This is a genomic window from Sphingorhabdus rigui (assembly GCF_014196595.1).
Classification (GTDB): Bacteria; Pseudomonadota; Alphaproteobacteria; order Sphingomonadales; family Sphingomonadaceae; genus Sphingorhabdus_B; species Sphingorhabdus_B rigui.
Window position 1 is genome coordinate 449,710 of the sequence record NZ_JACIEA010000001.1, and the last position, 23,422, is coordinate 473,131.

Consider the following 23,422-nt stretch of genomic DNA (forward strand, 5'->3'; position numbering starts at 1 on the left):
CGGTCCTTGTATTCACACATAAAAAAACTCGCGCTCGCACTGGCATGTGTTCTCGGCGCGATCGCCGCAACCCCGGTCTATGCAGATGCGAGTGATATTAGCGCTGCCGCACGCAGTGTTGTGCGCATCGTCGTTTTTAGCTCCGCAGAAGGCCAGCAGACCATTGTCAGCATTGGCTCTGGTGTGGTTGTTGACCGCAACAAGGTTATTACCAACGCCCATGTCGTGGAACAGGCGCGCTTCGACGACAGTGTAGAAATTGTCGTTGTACCCTCTGACGGGACACAAAGCTATCGCGCCAGGGTATCCGCCGTGGTCGCGCGCAAGGACCTTGCGCTTCTGCAGCTTTCTTCCGGCGCGTTGGTCCCAGCGAGCATATTTGCGGGCACGGTATCCGATGGCGCGGATGTCTTCGCAATTGGCTACCCGGCCAGCGTGGATGTCGCGCTTGAACAAAGCGAGGCCGACGTGCTGCGCCCTCAACCGCCCGTTAAAACGCGGGGGACCATTTCCTCAGGCCGGACATCGAAGTCCGTTGAATCGCTTTTGCACACCGCGCCTATTGCACCGGGCAATAGCGGCGGGCCAATTGTTGATGCATGCGGCCGCGTTGTTGGTATCAACAGCTTTGGCTCGGTCGCGAACGACGGCGGCGCCGAGTTTTACTTCGCCATTTCAACGCGCGAGCTTGCGGCATTTCTCGACAATCAAGGCGTGGCATTCCGGACGGTTCGTGGCGATTGCCGCTCGGTCGCGGAATTGACCCGCGCTGAGGCGGAGCTTGAAGCGGCGACTCGCGCCAAGGTTGAGAAAGAAGCACGCGTCGCCGCTGAATTGCAACGCAGCCGTGAAGGCAAAGTGCGCAGTGACGCCGAACACGCCGTGATATCGGCCCGCGAAAACCACATTGCGCTTGCGGTTTTGCTGCTGGTCTTAAGTGCCGTCGCCGGCGGCGCAGCGTGGCAATTTTCGGAGCGTGCGCAAAATGACCGTTTCAAGGCGGCTGCCGCTGCGGGCGCGATATTACTGGTTTCGGCCGTCGGTATTTTTGCAGCGCGCCCCTCTTTCGACGAAGTCGATGACAGGGTGCGTGCGGCCCTAACTGCCGATGCGCCGCACGACAACGCGGTCAAAGCGGCCGTGACGGAAGTGGCCAAAATATGCGTGCTGCAGCCCGAACGCAGCCGTATCACCATGTCTGATACCGCCGATGTTGATTTCACATGGCGGCCGGACGGATGCGTGAACGGCCGCACGCAATATGTGGAAAGCGGCGGGCGATGGGTCCGAAGCTTTGTGCCGAACAATGATGCACAGATTTCGGTGACGAGTTACGCCCCCGACACCAACATCTATCGTATTGAGCGTTTTCTGCCGGGTACAGATGCCATGCGGTCCGCCCGCGAAGCGCGCCAGCGTTATGACGTGAAGACATGTACGACGGACGCCAGTCAGCTGACCAATATCGACAATATGAATAAGGCGATTGCCGCACAATTGCCGCCCGCCCCGAACGAGATATTGCTGTTCACCTGCACTGACCGATGAATCGTGGATTGTGCACCGCGACATTCTGATTATGGTGGCCGCATGACCCGTTTGCTGCCGTTTTTGCTTTTGTTGCTGTCGGCTATACTTGCCGGTTGTTCGCAGGGCGTCGACAATGAACGTGTCCGTGTAGACGTGATTGAGGAGCGCCCCAAGCCGTTCAACGTGTCTGCTGTGCCATTGCCGCTCGCCTCTGCCTATCTGCGCAGTGCCACGGCGCAGGGGCTTGTTACCTTCGACGAAAAAGGCCGCGTTGCGCCGGGGTTGGCGAGCCGCTGGATCGTTAATGATGACGGTATGAGTTATATTTTCCGCCTGAACAAAGCGCGGTGGAACGATGGGCGTGAACTAAACTCGCAAGAGGTCGCGCAGCTTTTGACCCGGCGCATAAGTGAACTCAAAAAGGGCCGTATGGGGTCAGAGCTTGCCGTCATTGACCGCGTCGTCGCAATGACAGGCAAGGTCGTTGAAATCCGGCTGAAGGCCCCGATGCCTTATTTGCTTGAGCTGCTTGCTTTGCCCGAATTCGGATTGTTACGTCGCGGTGCCGGGTCCGGCCCGATGCAGGCCAAGAAATTGGGTCAGGCCATGCAGTTGCGGCGCAATGAAACCGATGCCGAGGGGGCGACGGTTCTTGGCCCCGCAACCGTTACGCTCCGCCGGGGCGAAGCTTCGCTGGTGCTCGCGCGTTATGTGCTTGGGCAGACCGATTTGATTGAGGGTGGCCGGTTTGAAACCTTCCCGTTGCTCGAAGCGGCAAAGATCAATGCCAATGAGATCCAGTTTGATGCTGTCCCGGGTTTGTTTGGATTGATGGTGGTGCAGGCTGGACCCTTTTTAGCGAACAAGGACAACCGGACCGCGATCGCGATGGCCATTGACCGGCCAAAGTTGCTCACAGCTTTCGACATTGTTGCATGGCGCGAAACGGTCACGCTGGTGCCCGAAAGCTTACCGAACCGCGCGGACATTGCTCGGCCCGATTGGGCGGCGCCATCCATGGACCAAAGGCGATCCATGGCGGCGGCAAGCATTGCAAACTGGAAGCGCGCGAACGGGGCCATCCGGCCTTTGCGGGTTGCCCTGCCACGAGGGTATGGCAGCCGCATATTTTTTGCGCGCCTGCGCGCTGATCTGGCGGCCGTGGGTGTCGATATTGAGCGGGTGACCGCCGATCGGCCACATGACCTGCGTTTGATTGACCTGACGGCGCAGCAATCCAGCCCTGCATGGTATCTGGACCAATTGTCCTGCAAATTTGCCGCGATCTGCAGCGCGCGGGCGGATGCAATTGTCGCAGAGGCGCGCATGACCAAGGACATGGCAATGCGCGCGCAATTATTGGGGCAGGCTGAGGCTGAAATGCAATCCACGGTTGGCTTTATTCCGATTGCCAATCCGCTGCGCTGGTCGGTCGTGCGGCCGGGGCTTTTGGGGCACTTTGCCAACGGACGGGGCTGGCACCTGTTGCAATATCTCGGGCGGGACCCAACATAGGTCCAAAGGAGTTATGCCAGTGCCGATTTCGCAGGAACAGTTTGCGCACATTGCCAAGGATCTGTCCGGAATGGGCAACGACCCACGGGCCGTTCGCATGCGCGTTGAGGCGCTCGAAAAGGTGCTTGAACGGGCCTTTCATATTCCCGGCACCAAAATTCCGGTCGGTTTAGACACCGTCATCGGTTTGGTGCCGGTCTTGGGCGATCTCGTGACCGCAGCCATGGGCGCTTATATCGTCTGGGAAGGCCGCAATCTGGGCATGTCGAAATGGCAGCTGCTGCGCATGAGCGCGAACATCGGCATTGATACCGCGATTGGCGCGGTACCATTTTTGGGCGATGCCTTTGACTTGGTGTGGCGGTCAAATACGAAAAACCTGAAGATCATCCGCAAGCATCTGGACAAACATCATCCGTCCACGCGGATCATCGAGCGTTAACGCCGCGCCAGATTTTGACGTGCGCCGTGCGTGATGCAACCCGGGTAAAGCTGGGGCATCGCCGTGGTTTGAATGTGCGGTCTAGGCAAATGCGTATTTCTTGAAGCCAGCCTTTCGGGCTGACCTTTACCGTCACCGAGTCCGCAGGCATGCCGTCGTTCAATTCGGCAAATCTCTCGGCGATCGTCGCTGCGGTCAATGGCGTTCCGCGTTCTGGCTCACGCGAAAGCCGCGCCATGTCGGGAAACTCAATCGCGTTGAACAGCAGCCGCGCCGCACCGAAATAAGCTTCCGGCGTTTTGGCGATGCAGCTGCCATGCTTGGCCCATTGGTGCTGCAGCAATTGCGGGGAAGGGCTCAGGCAGATGTTGTTGCCAATGGTCTGCCGTGGCAGCACGCCCACCGGCCGGCAGTATTGCGGATAATTTGCGCCCTTTGCTTCGGGCCAGAGGCCATGAAGAATGAAGCCGAAGTCGCCAATTGTGCCTGAACATTGGAACCGCATCGCCGGGTCGCGTTCCCGCCCGCGGCAAAATTCGGGGCTCCAGCTTAATGCCAGAATATAGCCCGCAATCGCGGTGCGCCGGACCTGATTAGGTGACGGAAGCTCCAATGCTGGGCGCGGCAGATAATGTGTGGGCTGGCACTGCCATGCTTGCGCCAGCGCCGGTGCTGGCGACAGGCACGCGGCCGCGCCTAAAAGGACAAGGCCGCTAAGCCTGCGCAAAATCCAGGCCGATATCCGCAGCGGGTGCGCTTTGCGTCAAGCGTCCAACCGAGATGTAGGTAACGCCGGTTTCCGCCTTGGCGCGAATGCTATCAAGCGTGACACCGCCCGACGCCTCAGTCGGCACGCGGCCCGCAATTAAGGCAACCGCCGTGCGCAGCGTATCTGCATCCATATTGTCGAGCAGCAAATGGCTCGCGCCCGCCGCAAGCCCGGGTTCGATCTGCGCGATGCTATCGACCTCTAATATGATGCGTTCGACGCCAGCTTCGCGTGCGCGGCGTACCGCCTCTGCCACGCCGCCTGCGACCGCTACATGATTGTCCTTGATCATCGCGGCATCCCACAATCCCATGCGGTGGTTCGTTGCCCCACCCATACGCGTGGCGTATTTTTCGAGCACGCGAAGCCCGGGAATGGTTTTGCGCGTGTCCAAAAGGGTGCAGCCCGTACCCGAAATCGCGTCGACATATTGCCGTGTTAGCGTGGCGATGCCCGAAAGATGTTGGACCGTATTCAGTGCGGACCGCTCCGCCGTCAGCATCGCGCGGGCATTACCCCGAAGGCGCATAAGGTCAGTTCCAGCGGCAACCTGCTGTCCTTCTTCGACCAGCAGGTCGATCTCCATCGCGGGATCGAGCGAACTGAAGAACGCAACGGCAATCGGCAGACCGGCGACGACAATTGCGTCACGGCTGTCCATCGTGCCTTCAAACCGGACATCTGCCGGGATTACGCTTTGCGATGTAACGTCGGTTCCGGTTGGCCCCAGATCTTCGGCCAACGTCGCGCGGACAAAGGCGTCGAGATCAAAATGGGGAAGATTAAAGGCCATGTCAGTGCAGTCCGGCGATTCTTATCGGATGGGGTTGCCCCCACCCATAAGTGCGTTCGAACCGGGCAGCAATGCCGTAATCAGTAGCCCATCAGGCTCATGACTTCCTTGCGGCTGGATTGGTCGTCAAGGAAGCAGCCGATAAGCTTTGACGTGACCATGCCAACGCCATGCACCTTCACACCGCGGCCCGTCATGCAACCATGTTGCGCCTCAATGACAACGGCTACGCCCTCTGGCTTCAGATGTTCCCAAATGCAGTTTGCGACTTCGGCGGTCAGGCGTTCTTGCACCTGAAGGCGTTGCGCAAAACCGTGGAGCACGCGCGCCAGCTTTGAAATGCCGACAACGCGATCCGTTGGCATATAGGCGATGGACGCCTTCCCAATGATCGGTGCCATATGGTGCTCACAATGGGACTGGAACGGGATATCCTTCAGCAGTACCAGCTCGTGATATCCGCCGACTTCCTGAAAGGTCCGCGACAGATGCGCCGCCGGGTCTTCCGCATAGCCTGCGCAATATTCGCGCCAAGCCCGTCCAACGCGTGCGGGTGTATCCAGCAAGCCTTCACGGGCTGGGTCATCGCCGGACCAACGGATTAACGTGCGAATGGCGTCTTGAACGTCGTCAGGAACGACAATTTTGCCGTTCTCACCAATTTCGTCTTCATAATGTATATGTGCGATGGGAAACACCTTTTCGGGCTGGGTCATCTTGGGTCTCCAGCGGTCTGAATTGCCCGCTCTTCTTATTCCCCAAAATAGGTCCGCCCGCCTTTAAAAACTATACGGCGAATAACCCATAGGCATTTCACCATGATGCGATATCATATTCATGCACGGCTATTGCTTCAAGCAGAGCCGCGCCGATAGCATTAGCCGATGGCTTGACCAGTCTTCGCCCAGTCCGCCAAAAAGCCTTCAATGCCCTTGTCTGTCAGGATATGTTTGAACAGGCCCTTGATGACCGCAGGTGGTGCAGTCATCACGTCAGCGCCGATCTTCGCCGCTTCAAGCACATGCACACCATGGCGCACACTGGCGACGAGGATTTCCGTGTCGAATGCGTAATTGTCGTAAATCAGGCGAATGTCACTGATCAGCTGCATGCCGTCAAAGCCGTTGTCATCATGACGACCGACGAAGGGCGACACAAATGTTGCACCGGCTTTGGCCGCAAGCAGCGCCTGATTTGCAGAGAAGCACAAGGTCACATTGACCATGGTCCCTTCGGATGTCAGCGCTTTGCAGGTTTTCAGACCATCAATCGTCAATGGCACCTTGATGCAGACATTGCTTGCGATCTTGCGGAGGATTTCCGCCTCTTTCATCATCGTTGGATGATCCAGCGCAACGACTTCGGCCGATACAGGTCCATCGGTCAGCGCGCAAATTTCGCGGGTGACTTCAATGAAATCGCGGCCCGATTTGGCAATCAGTGTAGGGTTGGTGGTGACGCCATCAAGCAAGCCAGTCGCTGCCAGATCTTTGATATCGGCAATGTCAGCGGTGTCGGCAAAAAATTTCATGGCACGTTATTCCTGATAGTAGATTCGGTATACTGCCTATTGGCAAAGTTAACGTGGAAATGACAGGCAATATTCCGTGCGGATTTGCCGTAATATATCACGCCAAAGGAACATGCTTTTGAATTGGCGGGGATAGGTGGGTGACGTCCCCCATTTGTCTGCCTATATCGACGGGATGAATCCGCCCACCAACCGTGTCCGTGTCGTCCTGTTGACGCAAGCGATTGGTCCGCTCGACTATCGGTTGCCTGCGGGTATGGAGGCGGGCCCCGGGTGCGTGGTGATGGTCCCGCTGGGGCCGCGTAAATTGCCGGGTGTTATCTGGGATGATGATGTTTTTGGCGATCAAGCAGTCGATGCCAGCAAACTTCGGCCGGTGTTGGAACTGCTCGACTGTCCGCCACTTGGGCACGGGCTGCGCCGCCTCGTCAACTGGGTCGCTGATTATTATCTGACCAGCCATGCCGCGGTGTTGCGTATGGTACTGGCGTCATCTGCGGCGTTTACGGTGTCTGGTACGATCATTGAATATCGCCGCACCGGCTTTGAACCCGCACGGCTGACCCCGCAACGCGCCGCCGCGCTGGACGCGTTGGAGGGTGCGCAAGGCCTTGTTCGTGAACTTGCGGCAGAAGCAGGGGTTAGCGATGCTGTCATCCGCGGGCTGATCAAGGCAGGGGCCTTTGAACCCGTTACGATCAGCGTGGATTCTCCGCTGCCTGAACCGCTCGCGGATTTCGGCGCGCCAAAATTGAATGACGCGCAAATGGTCGCGGCAGACGCAATGGTCACCGCCGTCCGTTCGGGCGGGTTTGATACCTTCGTCCTCGACGGCGTGACGGGATCTGGCAAAACCGAAACCTATTTTGAAGCGGTTGCTGAGGCTATTCGTCTGGGCAAGCAAGTTCTCGTCCTGCTCCCCGAAATCGCACTGACAGCGCCGTTTCTGGCCCGCTTTGAAGCCCGTTTCGGGGTGGAGCCTGCCGTATGGCATAGCAATTTGCGGTCAACGCAGCGCCGCCGTGTGTGGCGCGCGGTTGCGGACGGCAGTGCAAAGGTGCTTGTCGGGGCACGATCGGCTTTGTTCCTGCCCTTTGCCAATCTGCGGCTGATCATCGTCGACGAAGCGCATGAGAGCAGTTTCAAACAAGAAGATGGCGTGCGGTACCACGCCCGCGATGTTGCCGTGATGCGTGGCCGCTTTGAAGGCTTTCCGGTGGTGCTGGCGTCGGCCACGCCCGCGTTGGAATCGCGCCATATGGTCACGATTGGCCGCTATAAGGGGTTGGAAATCCCGTCCCGTTTCGGCGCGGCCAAAATGCCGGAGATCAAGGCGATTGACCTCACCTTGGACGCGCCCGAGCGTCAACATTGGATTGCACCCACATTGCTCAAGGCCTTGGAAGAGCGGGTGGAGCGCGGTGAGCAAAGCCTGCTGTTCCTTAACCGACGTGGCTTTGCGCCGCTCACCTTGTGCCGGACATGCGGCCACCGCTTCCAATGCCCCAATTGCACAAGCTGGATGGTCGAACACCGGCTGGTTCGCCGGCTTGCGTGCCACCATTGCGGCCATGTCATGCCGCCACCGGAGGAATGCCCTGAATGCGGTGAAAGCGACACGCTCGTCGCCTGTGGCCCCGGCGTTGAACGGATTTGTGACGAGGTTAATCGCCTGTTGCCCGATGCGCGCACCATCGTCGCGACATCGGACACATTATGGTCGCCGGAAAAAGCCGCCGAGTTCGTCTCGCGGGTTGAAAATAAGGCGGTCGATATCATCATTGGCACGCAGTTGGTGACCAAGGGATATCACTTTCCCGAGCTGACCTTGGTGGGCGTGATTGATGCCGACCTTGGTCTTGAAGGCGGCGACTTGCGCGCGGCCGAACGGACGTTTCAGCAAATCGCGCAGGCGGCTGGCCGGGCAGGGCGTGGCGAAAAGCCGGGTGAGGTTTTCATACAGACGCGTAATCCCAACCATCCCGTCATCGCCGCGTTGGTCGCAGGGGACCGCGACGCATTTTACGATGCGGAAACCGAGCAACGCAAATCCGCAGGCGCGCCGCCCTTCGGGCGTTTTGCGGCGATTATCATTTCATCAGAAGACGAACGCGAGGCTATTGAAGCCGCGCGCGCGGTCGGTGGTGCCGCGCCGCAGGTTGACGGCATGTATGTCTATGGCCCTGCGCCAGCGCCGCTCGCTATGCTGCGTGGCCGGTACCGCCAGCGGCTGTTGGTGCATGCACAACGTTCGGTCGAGGTGCAGACCATCATTCGCGAATGGCTGGGCAGCGTGCATTTTCCCCGGAGCGTTCGGGTCGGGGTGGATGTCGATCCGTATAGTTTCTTATAAATTCTGATGGTTGGATAATCCCGGGTCGAAAAACCGGATTTACCTGCGCGGCCTTATGATGCATCGTCCAAAAAAATTTTGGGGGAGAGACCAACATGCAGAAATTCTTATGCGCCATGCTGTTGAGCACGGCGTCGGCCACAGGTGCTTTTGCGCAAGACGCCAAGCCAGCATCGGACGCGACCATTGCCGCCCAGCGCAGCATGGCGGCCCAGCTTCCGGTGGACGATGGTCGTGACCTCGAATTTGCAGATCGCGGATTTATCGGAACGCTTGCAGACCCCATTATCACGAACAAAGATGGCAAGCCTGTCTGGAATTTGGGCGCTTATGACTGGATGGGCAATTCGGCATCACCGGACACGGTAAACCCCAGCCTGTGGCGGCACATGGGGCTTTTGCGCAAGCATGGCCTATATGCGGTGACCGACAATATGTGGCAAGTGCGCGGGTTTGATGTGTCCAACATGACCATCATCAAAGGGCAAACGGGTTGGATTATCATCGATCCGTTGACCAGCCGGGATACCGCCGCCGCGGCGCTGAAGCTGGTAAATGAAAAGCTGGGTACACGCCCTGTATCTGCCGTCATTTATAGCCATAGCCATGGCGACCATTTTGGCGGCGTGCGCGGCATCGTCAATGAAGCCGATGTTAAGGCGGGCAAAGTCACCATTATCGCGCCCGAACATTTTCTGGCTGAAACCGCGTCTGAAAATGTGATGGCCGGGCCAGCGATGGGACGGCGGGCGACATTCCAATTTGGCACCAACTTGGCACCGGGGCCGCAGGGTCAAATGGGCAGTGGCATCGGCAAAGGCATTGGCGGCGGTGACATTACGCTCATTTCGCCAACCATCGACATTCGCAAAACCGGCGAAGTGCGCGAAATTGACGGTGTGAATCTCGAATTTCAAATGGTGCCCGCGACAGAAGCGCCAGCCGAAATGAACGTTTATATCCCGGCAGCGCGCACATTTTTGGCGGCAGAAATAGCCACCTGCAGCCTGCACAATATTCTGACGCCGCGCGGTGCCAAGGTACGCGATGCGCTCAGCTGGTCCGGATTCCTGAACGAAGCCGTCAACCTGTACGGCGACCGAAGCGACACCATCATCTCAAGCCATTGCTGGCCACGCTTTGGACAGTCCGAGGTCAAAGGCTGGTTGTCGGGCCAACGCGATAACTATCGCTATTTGCACGACCAGACAGTCCGCATGATGAACAAGGGCATGACCCAAGTCGAAATTGCCGAAGCGTTGAAAGCGCCGCCAGCGATTGGCGACCAATGGTTCAACAAGGGCTATTACGGCACCTACAGCCACAATTCGAAGGCCGTGTATCAATATTATCTTGGCTGGTATGACGCCGTCCCTGCCAATCTTAACCCCCACCCGCCTGAAGTTCGCGCGGCGAAAATGGTGGCCGCAATGGGCGGGGCAAAGAAGCTGCTCGCAGCGGCCAAAAAGGCCATGAAGGCGGGGGACTATCGCTGGTCTTCGGACCTGTTGAACCAATTGGTTTTTGCCGATCCCAAAAATGTTGAGGGCCGCGCTTTGCTTGCCGACAGCTATGAACAGCAAGGCTATCAGGCGGAGTCCGCGATTTGGCGTAACATGTTTCTGACCGGTGCGGCCGAGCTACGGCGCGGCATGAAGGCGGGCGTAAGTACCCAAAGCATCGACATGATTTCAGCGATACCAACTGGCCTGTTGCTCGATTCTGTCGCAACCCGATTGGATCCGAAGATTATCGGTAATGCCGCACTGACGCTGAATTTTGTGATTTCGGACCGGAAAGAGACAGCAAAAGTCACCGTCGGCAATGCGGTGATGATCAGCGAAATGGGAACAGGCCATGCCGCGCCAGCCGTAACTATATCCGGACCGCGTCAATTGTTCCTGGCTCTGCTATTCCTGAAAATGCCGGCAGCGCAATTGCAAATGGCTGGGCTGAAGATCGAAGGCGACCGGTCGGTTGTCGACAAGCTTCAGGCGGCGCTTGACCCCATGCCGGGCGCATTCAACATCGCCGAACCTTAAAGGATTACATTTCCCCGCGTTCGCGGCGGATTGCGTACCATTTTTTGACGTTGGCGTTGTGCTCTTGCAGGGTGTCGGCAAACACATGGCCACCCTTGCCATCGGCGACGAAGAACAAGGCGCTCGTCGCTTGCGGGTTCAACACAGCGGCAATCGCCGCGCGTGAGGGATTGGCAATCGGGCCCTTTGGCAGACCCGTCATCGCATAAGTGTTATAGCCATTGACGTCGCCTATTTCGGATTTGCGGATGCGGCGGCCAAGCGGTTTGCCCTTGGTAATCGGGTAAATGATGGTCGGGTCAGCCTGAAGCATCATGCCCTTGCGCAGGCGGTTGGAATATACCCCGGCCACAATCCGCAGTTCGGATTTCAGCGCGGTTTCCTTTTCGACAATCGACGCCAGCGTCAACGCCTCAAGCCGCGTTTTGACGACCGTGTTGGGGCTACGTTCTGGCCAAAGTTCGTCCATTGTCTTTGTCATCGCGTCTTGCATGCGTTTGAGCACGGCCGCGCGCGGCTCGCCTACGCCAAAGGCATAGCTGTCGGGAAGCACGGAGCCTTCGGCCGGCATTGCGATAGTGCCGCTGAGGCGGTCATTCGCCATCAAGCGTTCGTAGACCATGATCGATGGCATCCCCTCAGGGATCGTGACCATCCGCTGGACAGTTTTTCCGCCGGTCAGGATGGACAATATCTCGGCATTCGAAGCCTGAGGCTGGATGATGAATTCGCCCGCCTTAATCGTGCTGGTGCCGCCAAAAATTCGCGCGCGGTTTACGAACGCATCGGCGGACTTGATGACGCCGTCTTTTTCAAGCTGCTGTGCGGCCAGCGTGATGCTGGAGCCGGGCGTGATAACGACGGTAACTTCGCGCTCCAGCGGACCGGGTGCGGTCCAGCCGTAGATGAAGTTACCCGCAATGATAGCAAGCAGCAGCGCCGCCGCTAATATCGCCCATCTGGCGAGGCGGCGCATATCGTTAGATCGCCTTCATGATCAAGCTGGCATTGGTCCCGCCAAAGCCAAAGCTGTTGTTCAGCACAGCTTTCACTTCACGCTTTTTGGCCACATGCGGCACCAAGTCGACGCCTTCAGTGCCTTCATCCGGATTGTCCAGATTGAGCGTTGGCGGAACGATTTGGTCGCGGAGCGCGAGGATGCAGAAAATGCTTTCGACCGCGCCAGCGCCGCCCAAAAGATGGCCGATGGCGGACTTGGTCGAGCTCATGGAGACGTTCGCAATCGCATCACCAAATAAACGCTTTACGGCACCCAGTTCGATGGTGTCGGCCATCGTCGATGTGCCATGCGCGTTGATATAATCAATATCGCTTGGCGTCATGCCCGCCTTTTTCAACGCCATTTGCATCGAACGATAGGCACCGTCGCCATCGGGATGTGGCGCGGTGACGTGATAGGCGTCGCCCGAAAGGCCATAGCCAACAACTTCGGCATAGATTTTAGCGCCGCGCGCCTTTGCGTGCTCATATTCTTCCAGAACGATAACGCCTGCGCCTTCACCCATAACAAAACCGTCACGGTCCTTGTCATAAGGGCGGCTTGCGGCTTCGGGACGGTCGTTAAAGCTCATGTTCAATGCACGCGCTTGCGCAAAGCCCGCAATGCCCAGTGGATTAATCGTGCCCTCTGCGCCGCCAGCCAACATAATGTCCGCATCATCATCACGGATCATGCGCGCGGCATCGCCAATGGAGTGCGCGCCGGTGGAACATGCGGTCACCACGGCGTGATTGGGGCCTTTCAGGCCATATTTAATGCTTACCTGACCAGAGATCAGGTTGATGAGCCGACCATGCACAAAATGCGGGCTGACGCGGCCGGGGCCTTTTTCCGCGAGCAGCAATGCTTCGCTTTCAATGCCGGGCAGACCGCCAATGCCGGATCCGATGGAGCAGCCAGCGCGTACCTTTTGTTCTTCGGTCAATTCGGTGAGACCGGCGTCTTCCAATGCCTGACCTGCGGCATCGATGCCGTAAATGATAAAGGGATCAACCTGCCGCTGAACCTTGTGGTCAACGCGCTTGTCGGGGTCAAAGCCCCATGCGTGGTCCTTTGGCTTAACCTCACAGGCAATATGACATTTATGGTCGCTGGCGTCAAAACGCGTAATCATGCCTGCGCCGGATTTGCCAGCAATCAGGTTGGACCATGTCGTTTCGACATCAGCCCCCAAAGGTGTGACCAGACCCAGTCCAGTGACCACGACACGACGCATTGCGTTATCTCCAAAATGCTAATCTTCGCAGCCCATTACCGCGAACAAGTGCCAAAATGCAAACGGCTTTCCGACGGTAGCGCTGTTGACGCCGGTCGGAAAGCCGTTGGAATTTATAACTGCCCGCGCAACATAGCGCGCGAGACGGTTCAGCCGTTGCTGTTGATGAAGTCGATCGCGTCCTTAACGGTAGCGATCTTTTCAGCCGCATCGTCAGGGATTTCAACGTTGAATTCTTCTTCGAACGCCATGACGAGTTCGACGATGTCGAGGCTGTCTGCGCCAAGATCGTCGATGAAGCTTGCAGCTTCCGTGACCTTGTCAGCTTCAACGCCGAGATGCTCAACTACAATTTTTTTGACCCGTTCTGCGGTATCGCTCATTTTTGTGCCCCTTATATTGTTGGGAGGATGAATTTCAGTAATCGCCCTAATGTCCAGATTGCCCGCTGGCAAGTGGCAAGCGACGGTTATGCGTCAAAGCATCGCCATGCCGCCATTTACATGGATTGTCTGGCCAGTGACATAGCCAGCCTCTCTCGACGCGAGATACGCCACTGCAGCGCCAATATCCGCGCCTTCACCCATGCGTCCCATTGGAATGCGCGCATTTAGCGCTTCCTTTTGCGCATCGGGTAAAGTTTCGGTCATCGCGGTCGCAATGAAGCCCGGTGCGACGCAGTTTGCGGTGACGTTGCGGCTTGCCAGTTCCTGCGCAATCGCCTTGGTCATGGCGGTGAGGCCGCCTTTCGATGCGGCATAATTGGCCTGTCCGGGGTTGCCCGTCGTGCCCACAACGCTGGTTATCGTGATGATACGGCCAAAGCGCGCTTTCATCATCGGTTTGGTCGCAGCGCGCATGAGGCGGAATGTCGCTTCGAGGTTGATGCGGATGACGTCATCCCATTCCTCATCCTTCATACGCATGGTCAAATTGTCGCGTGTCACGCCCGCATTGTTGACCAAAATGTCGATTTTGCCCAATTTTTCGAGCGCAGCGGGGACAAGCGCTTCAACGCTATCCTTGTCGCCAAGGTTGCATGGCACGGCGACATGATCGCCGCCCAATGATGCGCGAAACGCCTCCAGCTTTTCGACGTTGGAGCCAGAAACAGCCAGCTGCGCGCCTTGCGTCGCAAGCGCGTGGCAGATTGCGCTGCCAATGCCGCCCGATGCCCCGGTGACGAGTGCAGTCATGCCAGTAAGATCAAACATATTATTCTCCCTTGAACTCGGGTGCGCGTTTTTCGAGAAACGCGGTGATGGCTTCGTCATTATCCGCGGTGGCATGCGCAAGGCTTTGCATCGCGGCGGACATTTCGAGGATATTTTTCAGGTCCGCCGTCTGGCCTTCGCGCAACAGCCGCTTGGTCATGCGGACGGCATGTGGCGGGTTGGCGGCGATCTTGTCCGCCACCTTGCGCGCAGCAGCCATCAGATCGGCGTCGTCCACAACTTCGGACACGAGGCCGATGCGCAGCGCCTCTGCCGCGTCAATGGTTTCGCCCGTCAACGCAAGCTCGGTCGCTTTGGAGAAGCCGACGATGCGCGGCAAAAGCCATGCACCGCCGTCACCCGGCGTAATGCCCAAGCGCACAAAGCTTTCCGCGAATTTGGCTGACGCAGCCGCGATACGGATGTCGCACATCGTGGTCAGGTCAAGCCCTGCGCCAATGGCGGGGCCGTTGATGGCCGCAACAACGGGAACCTCAAGCGCCTGAAACATCAGCGGGAGCCGCTGAATACCATATTTATAGTTCCGCCGCGTTTCGGCTGGCAATCCGGCGCGCAGGCCGCCGCTGTCGGGGCGCATCTGTTTCAGGTCGCCGCCGGATGAAAATACCGTTCCCGCACCCGTTAGGATGACGCAGCGCACCGACATATCTTGGTCCGCAGCCATAAAGGCATCGCAAATTTGTTCAACGACGCCGACGTCCGATATCGGGTTGCGCTTTTCCGGCATGTTCATCGTGATGGTCAATATGCCGCCATCGCGCGACTGGAGAATTTGGTCCGTCATTATATCGCTTTCAACAAAGCTTCGATGTCATCCATGCTGATGACGCTCGTGGTGGTAATGTCTTCATGCGTGCTGCGCTTCACCATGGGTGATAGCACTTTGCCGCCGAACTCAACGAAATGGGTGACGCCCGTCTCTGCCATCGCGATTGCGGACTCACGCCAGCGCACGCGGCCGGTTACCTGCTGCACCAATTGCGCGGCGATGATGTCGGGCTCGGACACCGGCGCTGCCGTCACGTTGGCAAAAAGCGGGACCAACGGCGCATGAATGGTCGTCGTGCCAAGCGCGCTTTGCATTTCATCGGCGGCTGGTTGCATCAATGGGCAGTGAAAGGGTGCCGACACCGGCAACAATATGCCGCGTTTGATTCCATGGTCCTTGGCAAGTTCAATGGCACGGTCAATTGCGCCTTTATGCCCTGAAATCACCACCTGCGACGGGTCATTGTCATTTGCAACGGTGCAGGTTTCGCCCTGCGCCGCAGCCGCAGCCAATGCTTCCGCTTTCTCGATGTCTGCCCCAAGCAACGCAGCCATCGCGCCAATACCAACGGGGACAGCGGCCTGCATGGCGCGACCACGAAGCTTCAACAATGCCGCCGTCACGGATAATGGCAATGCGCCAGCGGCACACAGCGCGCTATATTCGCCCAAGGAATGGCCCGCGACGAAATTGCATTTCTCCGACAGGCGGACGCCGCCTTCGGTTTCGAGCACGCGCAACGTCGCAATGGCATTTGCCATAATCGCAGGCTGCGCATTTTCGGTCAGCGTAAGCTCGCTTTCGGGGCCATCACACATCAACCGGAACAGATGTTGGCCAAGCGCTTCGTCGACTTCCTGAAACACCGCGCGGGCGGTCGGGCTGGCGTCCGCGAGCGCTTTGCCCATGCCAACCGCCTGGCTGCCTTGTCCTGGAAATATAAATGCGCGCATATTCGCTCCCGTTAGTCCGTGTTTGTGCCAAATCGCCTATGGTGCGGCGCTGGATGTTGCAAGCCCGAACGGCACGATGCGGTTATCGGCGTCATGGCCGATGTCCGCGCGGCCAAGATAGGCGATGCCCGTCTTCGCGCACCAGCGCTTTGCAATATCTTCTGCACCTTCGCCAAATGGCCGGTCATTGTCGGGCACATCGCTGACCCGGCCAAGCCGCAATCCGGCGATGCCCGCCGATTGCAAATGGGTGCTGACATTGAAAAAGGCCCGGTCAAATCCATACAGATATTCGCTGACCTCCTCGACCATCAACACATGGCCATTCAGATCGGGCATCAAGGGCGTTCCGGCCATCATGGCCAGCGTCATCAGGTTGAACGCAGCATGTTTTTCCCCGGCCTGCACATGCGGCTCAAGCGCGTGCGGCGATTGGTGCACGATCCAGTCGAGCGCACGGGTTACGGCTGCTTCGCCGCCTGCGCGTCGTATGTCTGCGGGCATGGGGCCATGGCACACGCGGCCAATGCGCGCGCCATATAAAGCGCCGAGCAAATTGCCGGCATCGCTATAGCCCATGTACATCTTGTCAGCTGCTGCGGGCTTTAGAGCCGCGACGGCGTCTTCCGCGATCCGGCATGCGCCATATCCGCCGCGGACAAACCAGACCGCATCAAAGCTGGGGTCATTGGCAAGTTCCACAAAAGCGTTGCGCCGTTCGTCATCGGAACCCGCGAAATGCCCCGCCTCGGCAAAGCATTGATCGTGAAAGTAAAGTTCCGCGCTTGGATGTGATGTTGCGGCAAGCGCCGAAACGCGTGCAGCGTCTTCACGCGTAAAGGGCGTCGATGGCGCGCATATCCCGATTTTCATGAAAAACCTTCCATCCCCACACCGTAGCCCTGAGCCGTCAGCGCGCAAGCGCTGGCGAAAAGTCGAAGGGTGCTTCACCGCTGACATCCGCCCTTTGACCGGCGCAGCCGCGATGCGACTGCTGCGCAGGACTGCGGTTACCTTCGCTTGCCATTGCCAAATCCCTTCCTACCCAATAACCGACGCTTATGCACAAAAACAAATCCTATTTCTTCTGTGGCATTGGCGGTTCGGGCATGTTGCCCTTGGCGAATATCGTTCGCGATGCAGGCGCAACCGTCGTCGGGTCGGACCGCGCGCTGGATCAGGGCCGCTTGGGCGCCAAGTTTGAATGGCTTCAAAGCCTTGGCATCGACCTGTTTGCGCAGGACGGCAGCGGCCTTATCAGCGGTGACCAAATCCTGATTGCGTCTGCCGCTATTGAAGACAGCGTGCCTGATGTTGCCAAAGCGAATGCCTTGGGCTGCGCCCGCATGACGCGCGCCGAGCTGCTCGCGGATTTGTTCAACAATGCGCCGCGCAGCGTTGCCGTTGGCGGGACCAGCGGAAAGTCGACCGTCACGGGCATGATCGGCTGGATATTGACCGATGCAGGGCTGGACCCGACCATCATGAACGGCGCGGTAATGAAAAATTTCGTCGCCGATGACGCGCCTTTTGCCAGCGCACGCGTGGGGCAGGGGGACATTTTTGTTTCGGAGGTCGACGAAAGCGATGGCTCTATCGCCTTGTTCGCCCCCGAAGTCGCGGTGCTGAACAATGTCAGTCTCGACCATAAAAGCCTTGAAGAATTGCGCCAGCTGTTTGGTGACTTTGCCAAAAAAGCAAATACATGCGTGTGGAACGCCGATGACGCGGAGACTGTGGCGCTCATGGAACCCTTGGCGCTGGCAGGGGCCATCAGCTTCGGCTTTGCAGCGCAGGCTGATTTCCGCGCGACCGATATTGTGGACCTGCCGCTGGGCAGCCGTTTCACGCTCCACGCAATGGGCGATACCCATGACGTCGCGCTCATCGTCCCCGGCCGCCACAATATTGCCAACGCACTGGCCGCCATCGCCGCTGCAACCGCGCTCGGCGTAACCGTGGCGCAGGCTGTTCGCGCGATAGAGCGTTTCAACGGCCTCGCGCGCCGCTTCGACATTGTTGGCACCGCAAACGACATCACTGTCATCGACGATTTCGGCCACAACCCCGACAAGATCGCCGCAACGCTTGCAACACTCAAAGCCTTCCCGGGCCGGATCATCGCCTTCTTCCAGCCGCATGGCTACGGCCCGATCCGCGTGATGGGCGCTGAATTGGCGGGCGTTTTTGCCGACATGCTTGGCAAGGACGATCACCTCATCCTCTGCGATCCCGTCTATTTTGGTGGCACTGTCGACAAAAGCATCGGCAGCCAAAGCATCACCGACGCTGTCACTGCAGCCGGCCAAAATGCCGAATATATCCCGGCGCGCGAACATTGCGGCAACCGCATGGTTAATCTCGCGCAACCCGGCGACCGTATCGTCATCATGGGCGCGCGGGATGATACGTTGAGCGCGTTTGCGGCAGGTATTTTGGCGCGGCTTGGTGCCTAGCGATAACGCGACGTCGCTCCATTCCGGCGAATCGCTTGCTTTTCCCGTAAATCCCACCTAAGCGCGCCACTTCACTTGGGGTAACCCTTGTGGAATCGAAGAAGGCCGGAGGGGCGTATGCATGGTGCTGCGTCAGCGATCGGTAGGAACAAGGAAACGCCCATGCCAATGTACGAGCATGTATTTTTGGCGCGTCAGGACCTTTCACAGGCCCAGGTTGATGCGCTGGCAGAAGTTGCCACCAAGATTGTGGAAGACAATAAAGGTAAGGTCGTAAAGACTGAAACTTGGGGTCTTCGCACACTGACTTACAAAATTCAGAAAAACCGCAAAGCGCATTTCGTAATGCTCGACATCGACGCCAATGGCGACACCATCGCCGAGCTCGAGCGTCAGACACGTATGAACGAAGACATCATTCGTTACATGACTGTCCGCGTTGACGAGCATGAAAAGGGCCCATCGGTCATGATGCGCAAGAGCGACCGTCCAGAGCGCAGCGAGCGCGGTGGATTCGGTGGCGGCGACCGTGATCGCGGTGCCCCACGTCCAGATCGTGGCGACCGTCCCGATCGCGCACCCCGTGCAGAGCAGGAGGCTTAAATTATGGCACGTCCGTTTTTCCGTCGCCGCAAGTCCTGCCCATTTCAGGGTAAAGATGCGCCGAAAATTGATTATAAAGATGTACGCCTGCTTCAGGGTTACATTTCAGAGCGTGGCAAGATTGTCCCATCACGCATCACCGCCGTTTCGGCAAAGAAGCAGCGTGAGCTGGGCCAAGCTATCAAGCGCGCCCGTCACATCGGCCTTCTGCCGTACATCGTGAAGTAAGGAGCCGAAACATGGATATCATACTTCTCGAACGCGTTGAAAAGCTTGGTGCAATCGGTGACGTTGTCACTGTGAAGGACGGCTATGCCCGTAACTTCCTGTTGCCAAACAAAAAAGCGCTCCGTGCGAACGACGCAAACCGCAAGGTTTTCGAAGCCAACCGCGCGAAAATTGAAAGCGACAACGCAACCCGTCGTGAAGAAGCGCAAAAGGCTTCTGGCGGCGTCGAAGGCAAGCAGATCGTTCTGATCCGTGCGGCTTCGCAAACTGGCCAGCTTTATGGTTCGGTTTCGGTTAAGGATATCGTTGACGGTCTGGTCGCTCAGGACGCCAAGGTTACCAAGTCGATGATCGTTCTCGAACGCCCCATCAAAACGCTTGGCGTATTTGACGTTAAGGTTGTTCTGCACCCCGAAGTTTCGGTTACGGTTCAGGTCAATGTGGCCCGTTCGGACGACGAAGCTGAGCTGCAGAAGGACGGCGTCAACGTTCTCGACCAGATGTTCGAAGCAGAACAGGCCGAGATCGCTGCTGAAGTCATTGAAGCGCAGGTTGAAGCTGAAGTCGCTGCCGACGCTGCGGATGCAGCTGAAGCCGCTGCAAACGCAAAGCGCCGCGAAGAGCAAGCTGCTGCCAAGGCTGCTGCTGAAGCTGCCGGTGGTTTGTCGGCCGAGGCCGACGAAGCGTAAGCTTTCGCACCTAAAAAACAAAAAGCCGCCCCGTCGCAAGACTGGGCGGTTTTTTTGTGTCTGGCTTTGCAATGCCTATCCAGTGTCATTCCCGCGTAGGCGGGAATCCATGGTTTACTCGCTCCTCTTGAACCGACAAGTTAGACCATGGATCCCCAATCAAGTTGGAGATGACAAGTGCGTGGTAGCGGTGACGTGCCCACACCGTTAAAGCCAGTCCATGACCGCACCCATCATCATCACCGCCGAAATGGGCAAAGCGGATCAGGCGTGGGCCAATGGTTTGCGGCGCGCGCATTATCCTGCCGACCGCAACATGGTCGATGCGCATATTACGCTGTTCCATCATTTGCCCCCAAGCCATATTGCCGAGGTCAAAGCCCGCTTGGCGGCTCTTGCGGCGGAATGTCCTGCGCCGAAGGCCCGTTTAAGTGAACTTATGCAGCTGGGCGGCGGCGTGGCTTATCACGTTGAAAGCCCGGAACTCCTCTCGATTCGCGACGCATTGGCCGAAGCGTTTCGCGGCTTGCTGATTCCGCAGGACCAAGCGCGTCCGCGGCTGCACATCACCGTCCAGAACAAGGTCGAACCCGCAATTGCAAAAGCGCTCTACGATATGCTTTCCAGCAATTTTCAGCCGCGATTCTTGTCGATTTATGGCCTCGCTGCCTATTATTATCGCGGCGGCCCGTGGGAACAGATTGGCAGATGGGCATTTCGCGGCTGAATAACGTTTCGCAGCCCTTGACCCATGCAACCCCCACGCTTATAGCGCCGCGTGCTTCCCCGCAAACGCCGGGATTCACGCTTGGATGGCGAAGTAGCTCAGCTGGTTAGAGCGGTGGAATCATAATCCATAGGTCGGGGGTTCAAGTCCCTCCTTCGCTACCATCCTCCCACATATACGATTGGGCAGACGGCATCATGAGCTTGCCCGTCGCTAAGGCGCCAGCTAAGCTTGGGTTATGAAGGACTGCTCCCAATGCGTTGTGCGTAACCGTGCAATTTGCGCCGGCCTCGAACCCGATGAACTTGATGCGCTGGGCCAGCTTGGCCGAAAGCAACGTGTGGCAAAGGGACAGACGGTGCTTTGGGAAGGCGATGATTCGGTTGTCGTCGCCAACGTCATCGAAGGCGTCCTTAAAGTGTCCATGAGCATTTCGGATGGGCGCGAACAGATTGTCGGCCTTGTCTTCGCCTCAGATTTTATCGGCCGTCCCTTTGGTCAGCAAAGCCCCTACAGCGTCACCGCGCTGACAGATGCCGAATTATGCATTTTTTCCCGTTCCACTTTTGACAGCTTCGCGCGGCAGCATCCGGAACTGGAGCATAAGCTGCTGCGGCGTACGTTGACTGAACTTGATCGCGCCCATGAATGGATGTTGCTGTTGGGGAAAAAGACCGCAACGGAGCGCATTGCGACCTTGCTGCTCGAAATGTCTGCGCGACTTGGTGAGACGGGTTGTTCGGCGGACAACAACGCTTTGGATGCGTTTGAATTGCCGCTCGATCGTCAACAGATGGGCGATGTTCTTGGCTTGACCATTGAAACAGTCAGCCGGCAATTATCGTTGTTGAAAGCCGACGGTGTCATCAACTTGCCAGACCGCCGGACGGTGGCCATTCAAGACCGTGCGCGGCTTCAGGATCTTTCCGCTGCCGCATAAGGCGCTTTTTATAATCCGCCCGGCTGGCGCATATGGTGCCAGCGCCCGTCCCGCCGATTTCCTTGGCCAAGGTCCAGCGCAGGAAATATTGGTTTAACCCGGGGCTTTAGTCTTTGCCGTTATCCGCAGGGCCGCCGACAAGCACAAAATGCCGGTCGCAATAGCCGCAATCGACATAGCCTTTTTCATCAATCTGAAGCCAGACGCGGGGGTGACCCAATGCGGCAGGGATATCACCGCTGCCGTCGCAAGCAACGCGCGGTTCACGGACTCGGATCGTTTCAGGTTCGTTATTCATGGGCGGCGCGTAGCAAAAGCGCTGCGGGGCTGCAACGGGTCAGAAGTAATTGAGCGTGATCGACCAGTTTCCGGAATACACGCCGGGTGCTTGGTTTGCGCCAACATCAAGCGTGGCGCCGACCGGAAATGAAAAAACACCGTTCAACGCTGCAATCCGAAAACTTAACGGCGTAGTTGTCAAAACAGCCGTCGGCGTACTGCCGAGGACAAAATCGCGGACCTGCATAGGGGCGCCCGGACCAGTCAGCGAAATGCTGCTTGCGCCAAGCGAGATTTCGACGCGTTGCAGGAATGTCCCTTGGCCGGCAAACAATGCGGGCTTATGTCCGCCACCATTGATTAAGGTGACACCGCCTGTTTGTGTGCGCGTTCCTGTGGGTGTGACGGTGACCGTGCCGGCTGTTGTTCCCCGAACGATCGTTCCAAAATCGAGATTGTCGTCGATGACGAAGGATAAGGGACTGACAATGGTTATTTCACCGTTGCCGGGCATCGTTCCAGCATAAGCAGGTTGCGCCGCGATCATTGCAAAAGCAGCGAGCAGTAATGCCGTTGCTGTGCGTTGAAAAAATCGGTTGGTCCTGATCATGCTCAAGCCATTAACCCGAAAAAGTAAAAATATTCTGTAGATCCGCGAAACAATTCCCATGCCTGCATCGATTCATTGGTAATCCAACGTCGCAGTAAATGACCCAGAATATGTGCCCGCAGGCTGATGCGCGCCGACATGTAAGCGTGCAGCCACTGCAAATTGGAATATGCCGTCAGCCCGCACCACGCGGTAGTTGGGCGAATTTCCAATTTGCGCCAACGAAGCCTCTGGCCCGATCGCAAAAATGTCCACGGTCATTGCTGGACCTGGGCCAATCAAGCTGATCACCGTCGGGGAAATGCGAATACGCACGCGTTGGTCTTGCGCAGCTAGACCGGCAAATTGCGCTGCCTGATAATCGTTGCCAACGGGAACGATGCCATTGGTGGTGGTTCGCCTATTCGTCTCAGATATTGAAACCGTTCCTGCAACATTTGCAGGAATAATACGGCCAAAATTGAGATCCTCATTGTTAGTGAATGTCAATGGCGTGACGATGACAATCTGCGCCTCGCCGGTGGCAGGTGCGGCCCGTGTTGACGAAGGCATAGCCACAAGCATGGCAATTACCGCAAAAACACAGCAAAAATATGTGTGCTCGGTGTCTGACATGTCACAGATATACACAATAATGGTTAATTTAAACCTTCAGGATTTGGTTGATCATTAGCAGCAGTACATCTCCTTCTCTGTACCTGTCATTTCCCGTGATTGCTTA

At 57.6% G+C, this 23,422-nt stretch carries 25 protein-coding genes and 1 tRNA gene; 12 read left to right on the plus strand and 14 right to left on the minus strand.

Annotated features, from left to right (window positions below):
• Positions 1-6 precede the first annotated feature (6 nt).
• From GGR91_RS02110 to GGR91_RS02120, 3 genes are read left to right on the plus strand one after another with little or no spacing between them, the layout of a single operon-like run.
• Positions 7-1,548: a S1C family serine protease gene (locus tag GGR91_RS02110; protein WP_221204198.1), complete on the plus strand. Its 1,542-nt coding sequence runs from the start codon at positions 7-9 to the stop codon at positions 1,546-1,548.
• A gap of 42 nt (positions 1,549-1,590) precedes the next feature.
• Positions 1,591-3,045, plus strand: coding sequence for an ABC transporter substrate-binding protein (locus GGR91_RS02115; protein ID WP_183939592.1), 1,455 nt, complete (start codon positions 1,591-1,593; stop codon positions 3,043-3,045).
• Positions 3,046-3,064: 19 nt separating this feature from the next.
• Complete coding sequence (locus tag GGR91_RS02120) at positions 3,065-3,487, plus strand: DUF4112 domain-containing protein (RefSeq protein ID WP_344672464.1); 423 nt, start codon at positions 3,065-3,067, stop codon at positions 3,485-3,487.
• Here GGR91_RS02120 and GGR91_RS02125 read toward each other — a convergent pair.
• From GGR91_RS02125 to fsa, 4 genes are all read right to left on the minus strand, one after another.
• Entirely contained in the window at positions 3,474-4,214 is a 741-nt protein-coding gene (locus tag GGR91_RS02125) for a ribonuclease T2 family protein (protein WP_183939597.1), read from the minus strand. The two genes, GGR91_RS02120 and GGR91_RS02125, sit on opposite strands and share 14 nt — an antisense overlap.
• Positions 4,201-5,049, minus strand: coding sequence for a carboxylating nicotinate-nucleotide diphosphorylase (gene nadC / locus GGR91_RS02130; protein WP_183939600.1), 849 nt, complete (start codon positions 5,047-5,049; stop codon positions 4,201-4,203). The genes GGR91_RS02125 and nadC overlap by 14 nt, the downstream gene beginning before the upstream one ends.
• Before the next feature lie 80 nt (positions 5,050-5,129).
• Positions 5,130-5,765 (minus strand): GTP cyclohydrolase I FolE, encoded by a 636-nt coding sequence (gene folE, locus GGR91_RS02135; protein WP_183939603.1) that lies wholly within the window; start codon positions 5,763-5,765, stop codon positions 5,130-5,132.
• A gap of 161 nt (positions 5,766-5,926) precedes the next feature.
• Positions 5,927-6,580, minus strand: a complete 654-nt coding sequence (fsa, locus tag GGR91_RS02140; protein WP_183939605.1) for a fructose-6-phosphate aldolase — start codon at positions 6,578-6,580, stop codon at positions 5,927-5,929.
• Between the two features lie 175 nt (positions 6,581-6,755).
• Between fsa and GGR91_RS02145 the strand changes: the two genes are divergently transcribed.
• Positions 6,756-8,933 carry a primosomal protein N' gene (locus GGR91_RS02145; protein WP_183941514.1) on the plus strand — a complete coding sequence of 726 codons (2,178 nt, stop codon included), beginning with the start codon at positions 6,756-6,758 and terminating at the stop codon, positions 8,931-8,933.
• 95 nt (positions 8,934-9,028) lie between these two features.
• Entirely contained in the window at positions 9,029-10,975 is a 1,947-nt protein-coding gene (locus tag GGR91_RS02150; protein WP_183939608.1) for an alkyl/aryl-sulfatase, read from the plus strand.
• 4 nt (positions 10,976-10,979) lie between these two features.
• Here the strand turns inward: GGR91_RS02150 and mltG are convergent, their stop codons facing one another.
• The 7 genes from mltG to GGR91_RS02185 all read right to left on the minus strand — a co-directional run bounded on the left by mltG (position 10,980) and on the right by GGR91_RS02185 (position 17,042).
• Positions 10,980-11,951: an endolytic transglycosylase MltG gene (mltG, locus tag GGR91_RS02155; RefSeq protein ID WP_183939611.1), complete on the minus strand. Its 972-nt coding sequence runs from the start codon at positions 11,949-11,951 to the stop codon at positions 10,980-10,982.
• A gap of 4 nt (positions 11,952-11,955) precedes the next feature.
• On the minus strand, positions 11,956-13,212 hold the full coding sequence (fabF, locus tag GGR91_RS02160; protein WP_183939614.1) for a beta-ketoacyl-ACP synthase II: 1,257 nt from the start codon (positions 13,210-13,212) through the stop codon (positions 11,956-11,958).
• A gap of 149 nt (positions 13,213-13,361) precedes the next feature.
• Positions 13,362-13,595 (minus strand): acyl carrier protein, encoded by a 234-nt coding sequence (locus tag GGR91_RS02165; protein WP_125229739.1) that lies wholly within the window; start codon positions 13,593-13,595, stop codon positions 13,362-13,364.
• 93 nt (positions 13,596-13,688) lie between these two features.
• A complete protein-coding gene (fabG, locus tag GGR91_RS02170) occupies positions 13,689-14,426 on the minus strand; it encodes a 3-oxoacyl-[acyl-carrier-protein] reductase (RefSeq protein ID WP_183939616.1) in 738 nt (245 codons plus the stop codon).
• A gap of 1 nt (position 14,427) precedes the next feature.
• Entirely contained in the window at positions 14,428-15,231 is an 804-nt protein-coding gene (locus tag GGR91_RS02175; protein WP_183939618.1) for a crotonase/enoyl-CoA hydratase family protein, read from the minus strand.
• Positions 15,231-16,169 (minus strand): ACP S-malonyltransferase, encoded by a 939-nt coding sequence (fabD, locus tag GGR91_RS02180; protein ID WP_183939620.1) that lies wholly within the window; start codon positions 16,167-16,169, stop codon positions 15,231-15,233. The genes GGR91_RS02175 and fabD overlap by 1 nt, the downstream gene beginning before the upstream one ends.
• Before the next feature lie 36 nt (positions 16,170-16,205).
• Positions 16,206-17,042, minus strand: coding sequence for an LD-carboxypeptidase (locus GGR91_RS02185; RefSeq protein ID WP_183939622.1), 837 nt, complete (start codon positions 17,040-17,042; stop codon positions 16,206-16,208).
• 188 nt (positions 17,043-17,230) lie between these two features.
• Here GGR91_RS02185 and GGR91_RS02190 point away from each other — a divergent pair, with 188 nt between their 5' ends.
• The 7 genes from GGR91_RS02190 to GGR91_RS02220 all read left to right on the plus strand — a co-directional run bounded on the left by GGR91_RS02190 (position 17,231) and on the right by GGR91_RS02220 (position 21,812).
• Positions 17,231-18,625 carry a glutamate ligase domain-containing protein gene (locus tag GGR91_RS02190; protein ID WP_183939624.1) on the plus strand — a complete coding sequence of 465 codons (1,395 nt, stop codon included), beginning with the start codon at positions 17,231-17,233 and terminating at the stop codon, positions 18,623-18,625.
• A gap of 162 nt (positions 18,626-18,787) precedes the next feature.
• On the plus strand, positions 18,788-19,228 hold the full coding sequence (gene rpsF / locus GGR91_RS02195; RefSeq protein WP_183939626.1) for a 30S ribosomal protein S6: 441 nt from the start codon (positions 18,788-18,790) through the stop codon (positions 19,226-19,228).
• 3 nt (positions 19,229-19,231) lie between these two features.
• The gene (rpsR, locus tag GGR91_RS02200; RefSeq protein WP_143774744.1) at positions 19,232-19,456 is read left to right on the plus strand and encodes a 30S ribosomal protein S18; all 225 of its coding nucleotides are present in this window, start codon (positions 19,232-19,234) and stop codon (positions 19,454-19,456) included.
• Between the two features lie 11 nt (positions 19,457-19,467).
• Positions 19,468-20,145 (plus strand): 50S ribosomal protein L9, encoded by a 678-nt coding sequence (gene rplI / locus GGR91_RS02205; RefSeq protein WP_183939628.1) that lies wholly within the window; start codon positions 19,468-19,470, stop codon positions 20,143-20,145.
• Between the two features lie 220 nt (positions 20,146-20,365).
• Positions 20,366-20,872: a 2'-5' RNA ligase family protein gene (locus GGR91_RS02210; protein WP_183939630.1), complete on the plus strand. Its 507-nt coding sequence runs from the start codon at positions 20,366-20,368 to the stop codon at positions 20,870-20,872.
• Positions 20,873-20,959: 87 nt separating this feature from the next.
• Positions 20,960-21,036, plus strand: a tRNA-Met gene (locus GGR91_RS02215).
• 74 nt (positions 21,037-21,110) lie between these two features.
• Positions 21,111-21,812 carry a Crp/Fnr family transcriptional regulator gene (locus tag GGR91_RS02220; RefSeq protein ID WP_183939632.1) on the plus strand — a complete coding sequence of 234 codons (702 nt, stop codon included), beginning with the start codon at positions 21,111-21,113 and terminating at the stop codon, positions 21,810-21,812.
• Positions 21,813-21,918: 106 nt separating this feature from the next.
• On the opposite strand, the gene GGR91_RS02225 is transcribed toward GGR91_RS02220, so the two are convergent.
• From GGR91_RS02225 to GGR91_RS02235, 3 genes are all read right to left on the minus strand, one after another.
• Positions 21,919-22,110, minus strand: a complete 192-nt coding sequence (locus GGR91_RS02225) for a zinc-finger domain-containing protein (protein WP_183939634.1) — start codon at positions 22,108-22,110, stop codon at positions 21,919-21,921.
• Between the two features lie 39 nt (positions 22,111-22,149).
• Positions 22,150-22,701, minus strand: coding sequence for a DUF4402 domain-containing protein (locus GGR91_RS02230; protein ID WP_183939636.1), 552 nt, complete (start codon positions 22,699-22,701; stop codon positions 22,150-22,152).
• Between the two features lie 72 nt (positions 22,702-22,773).
• Positions 22,774-23,253, minus strand: a complete 480-nt coding sequence (locus GGR91_RS02235; RefSeq protein ID WP_183939638.1) for a DUF4402 domain-containing protein — start codon at positions 23,251-23,253, stop codon at positions 22,774-22,776.
• Between the last annotated feature and the right edge of the window lie 169 nt (positions 23,254-23,422).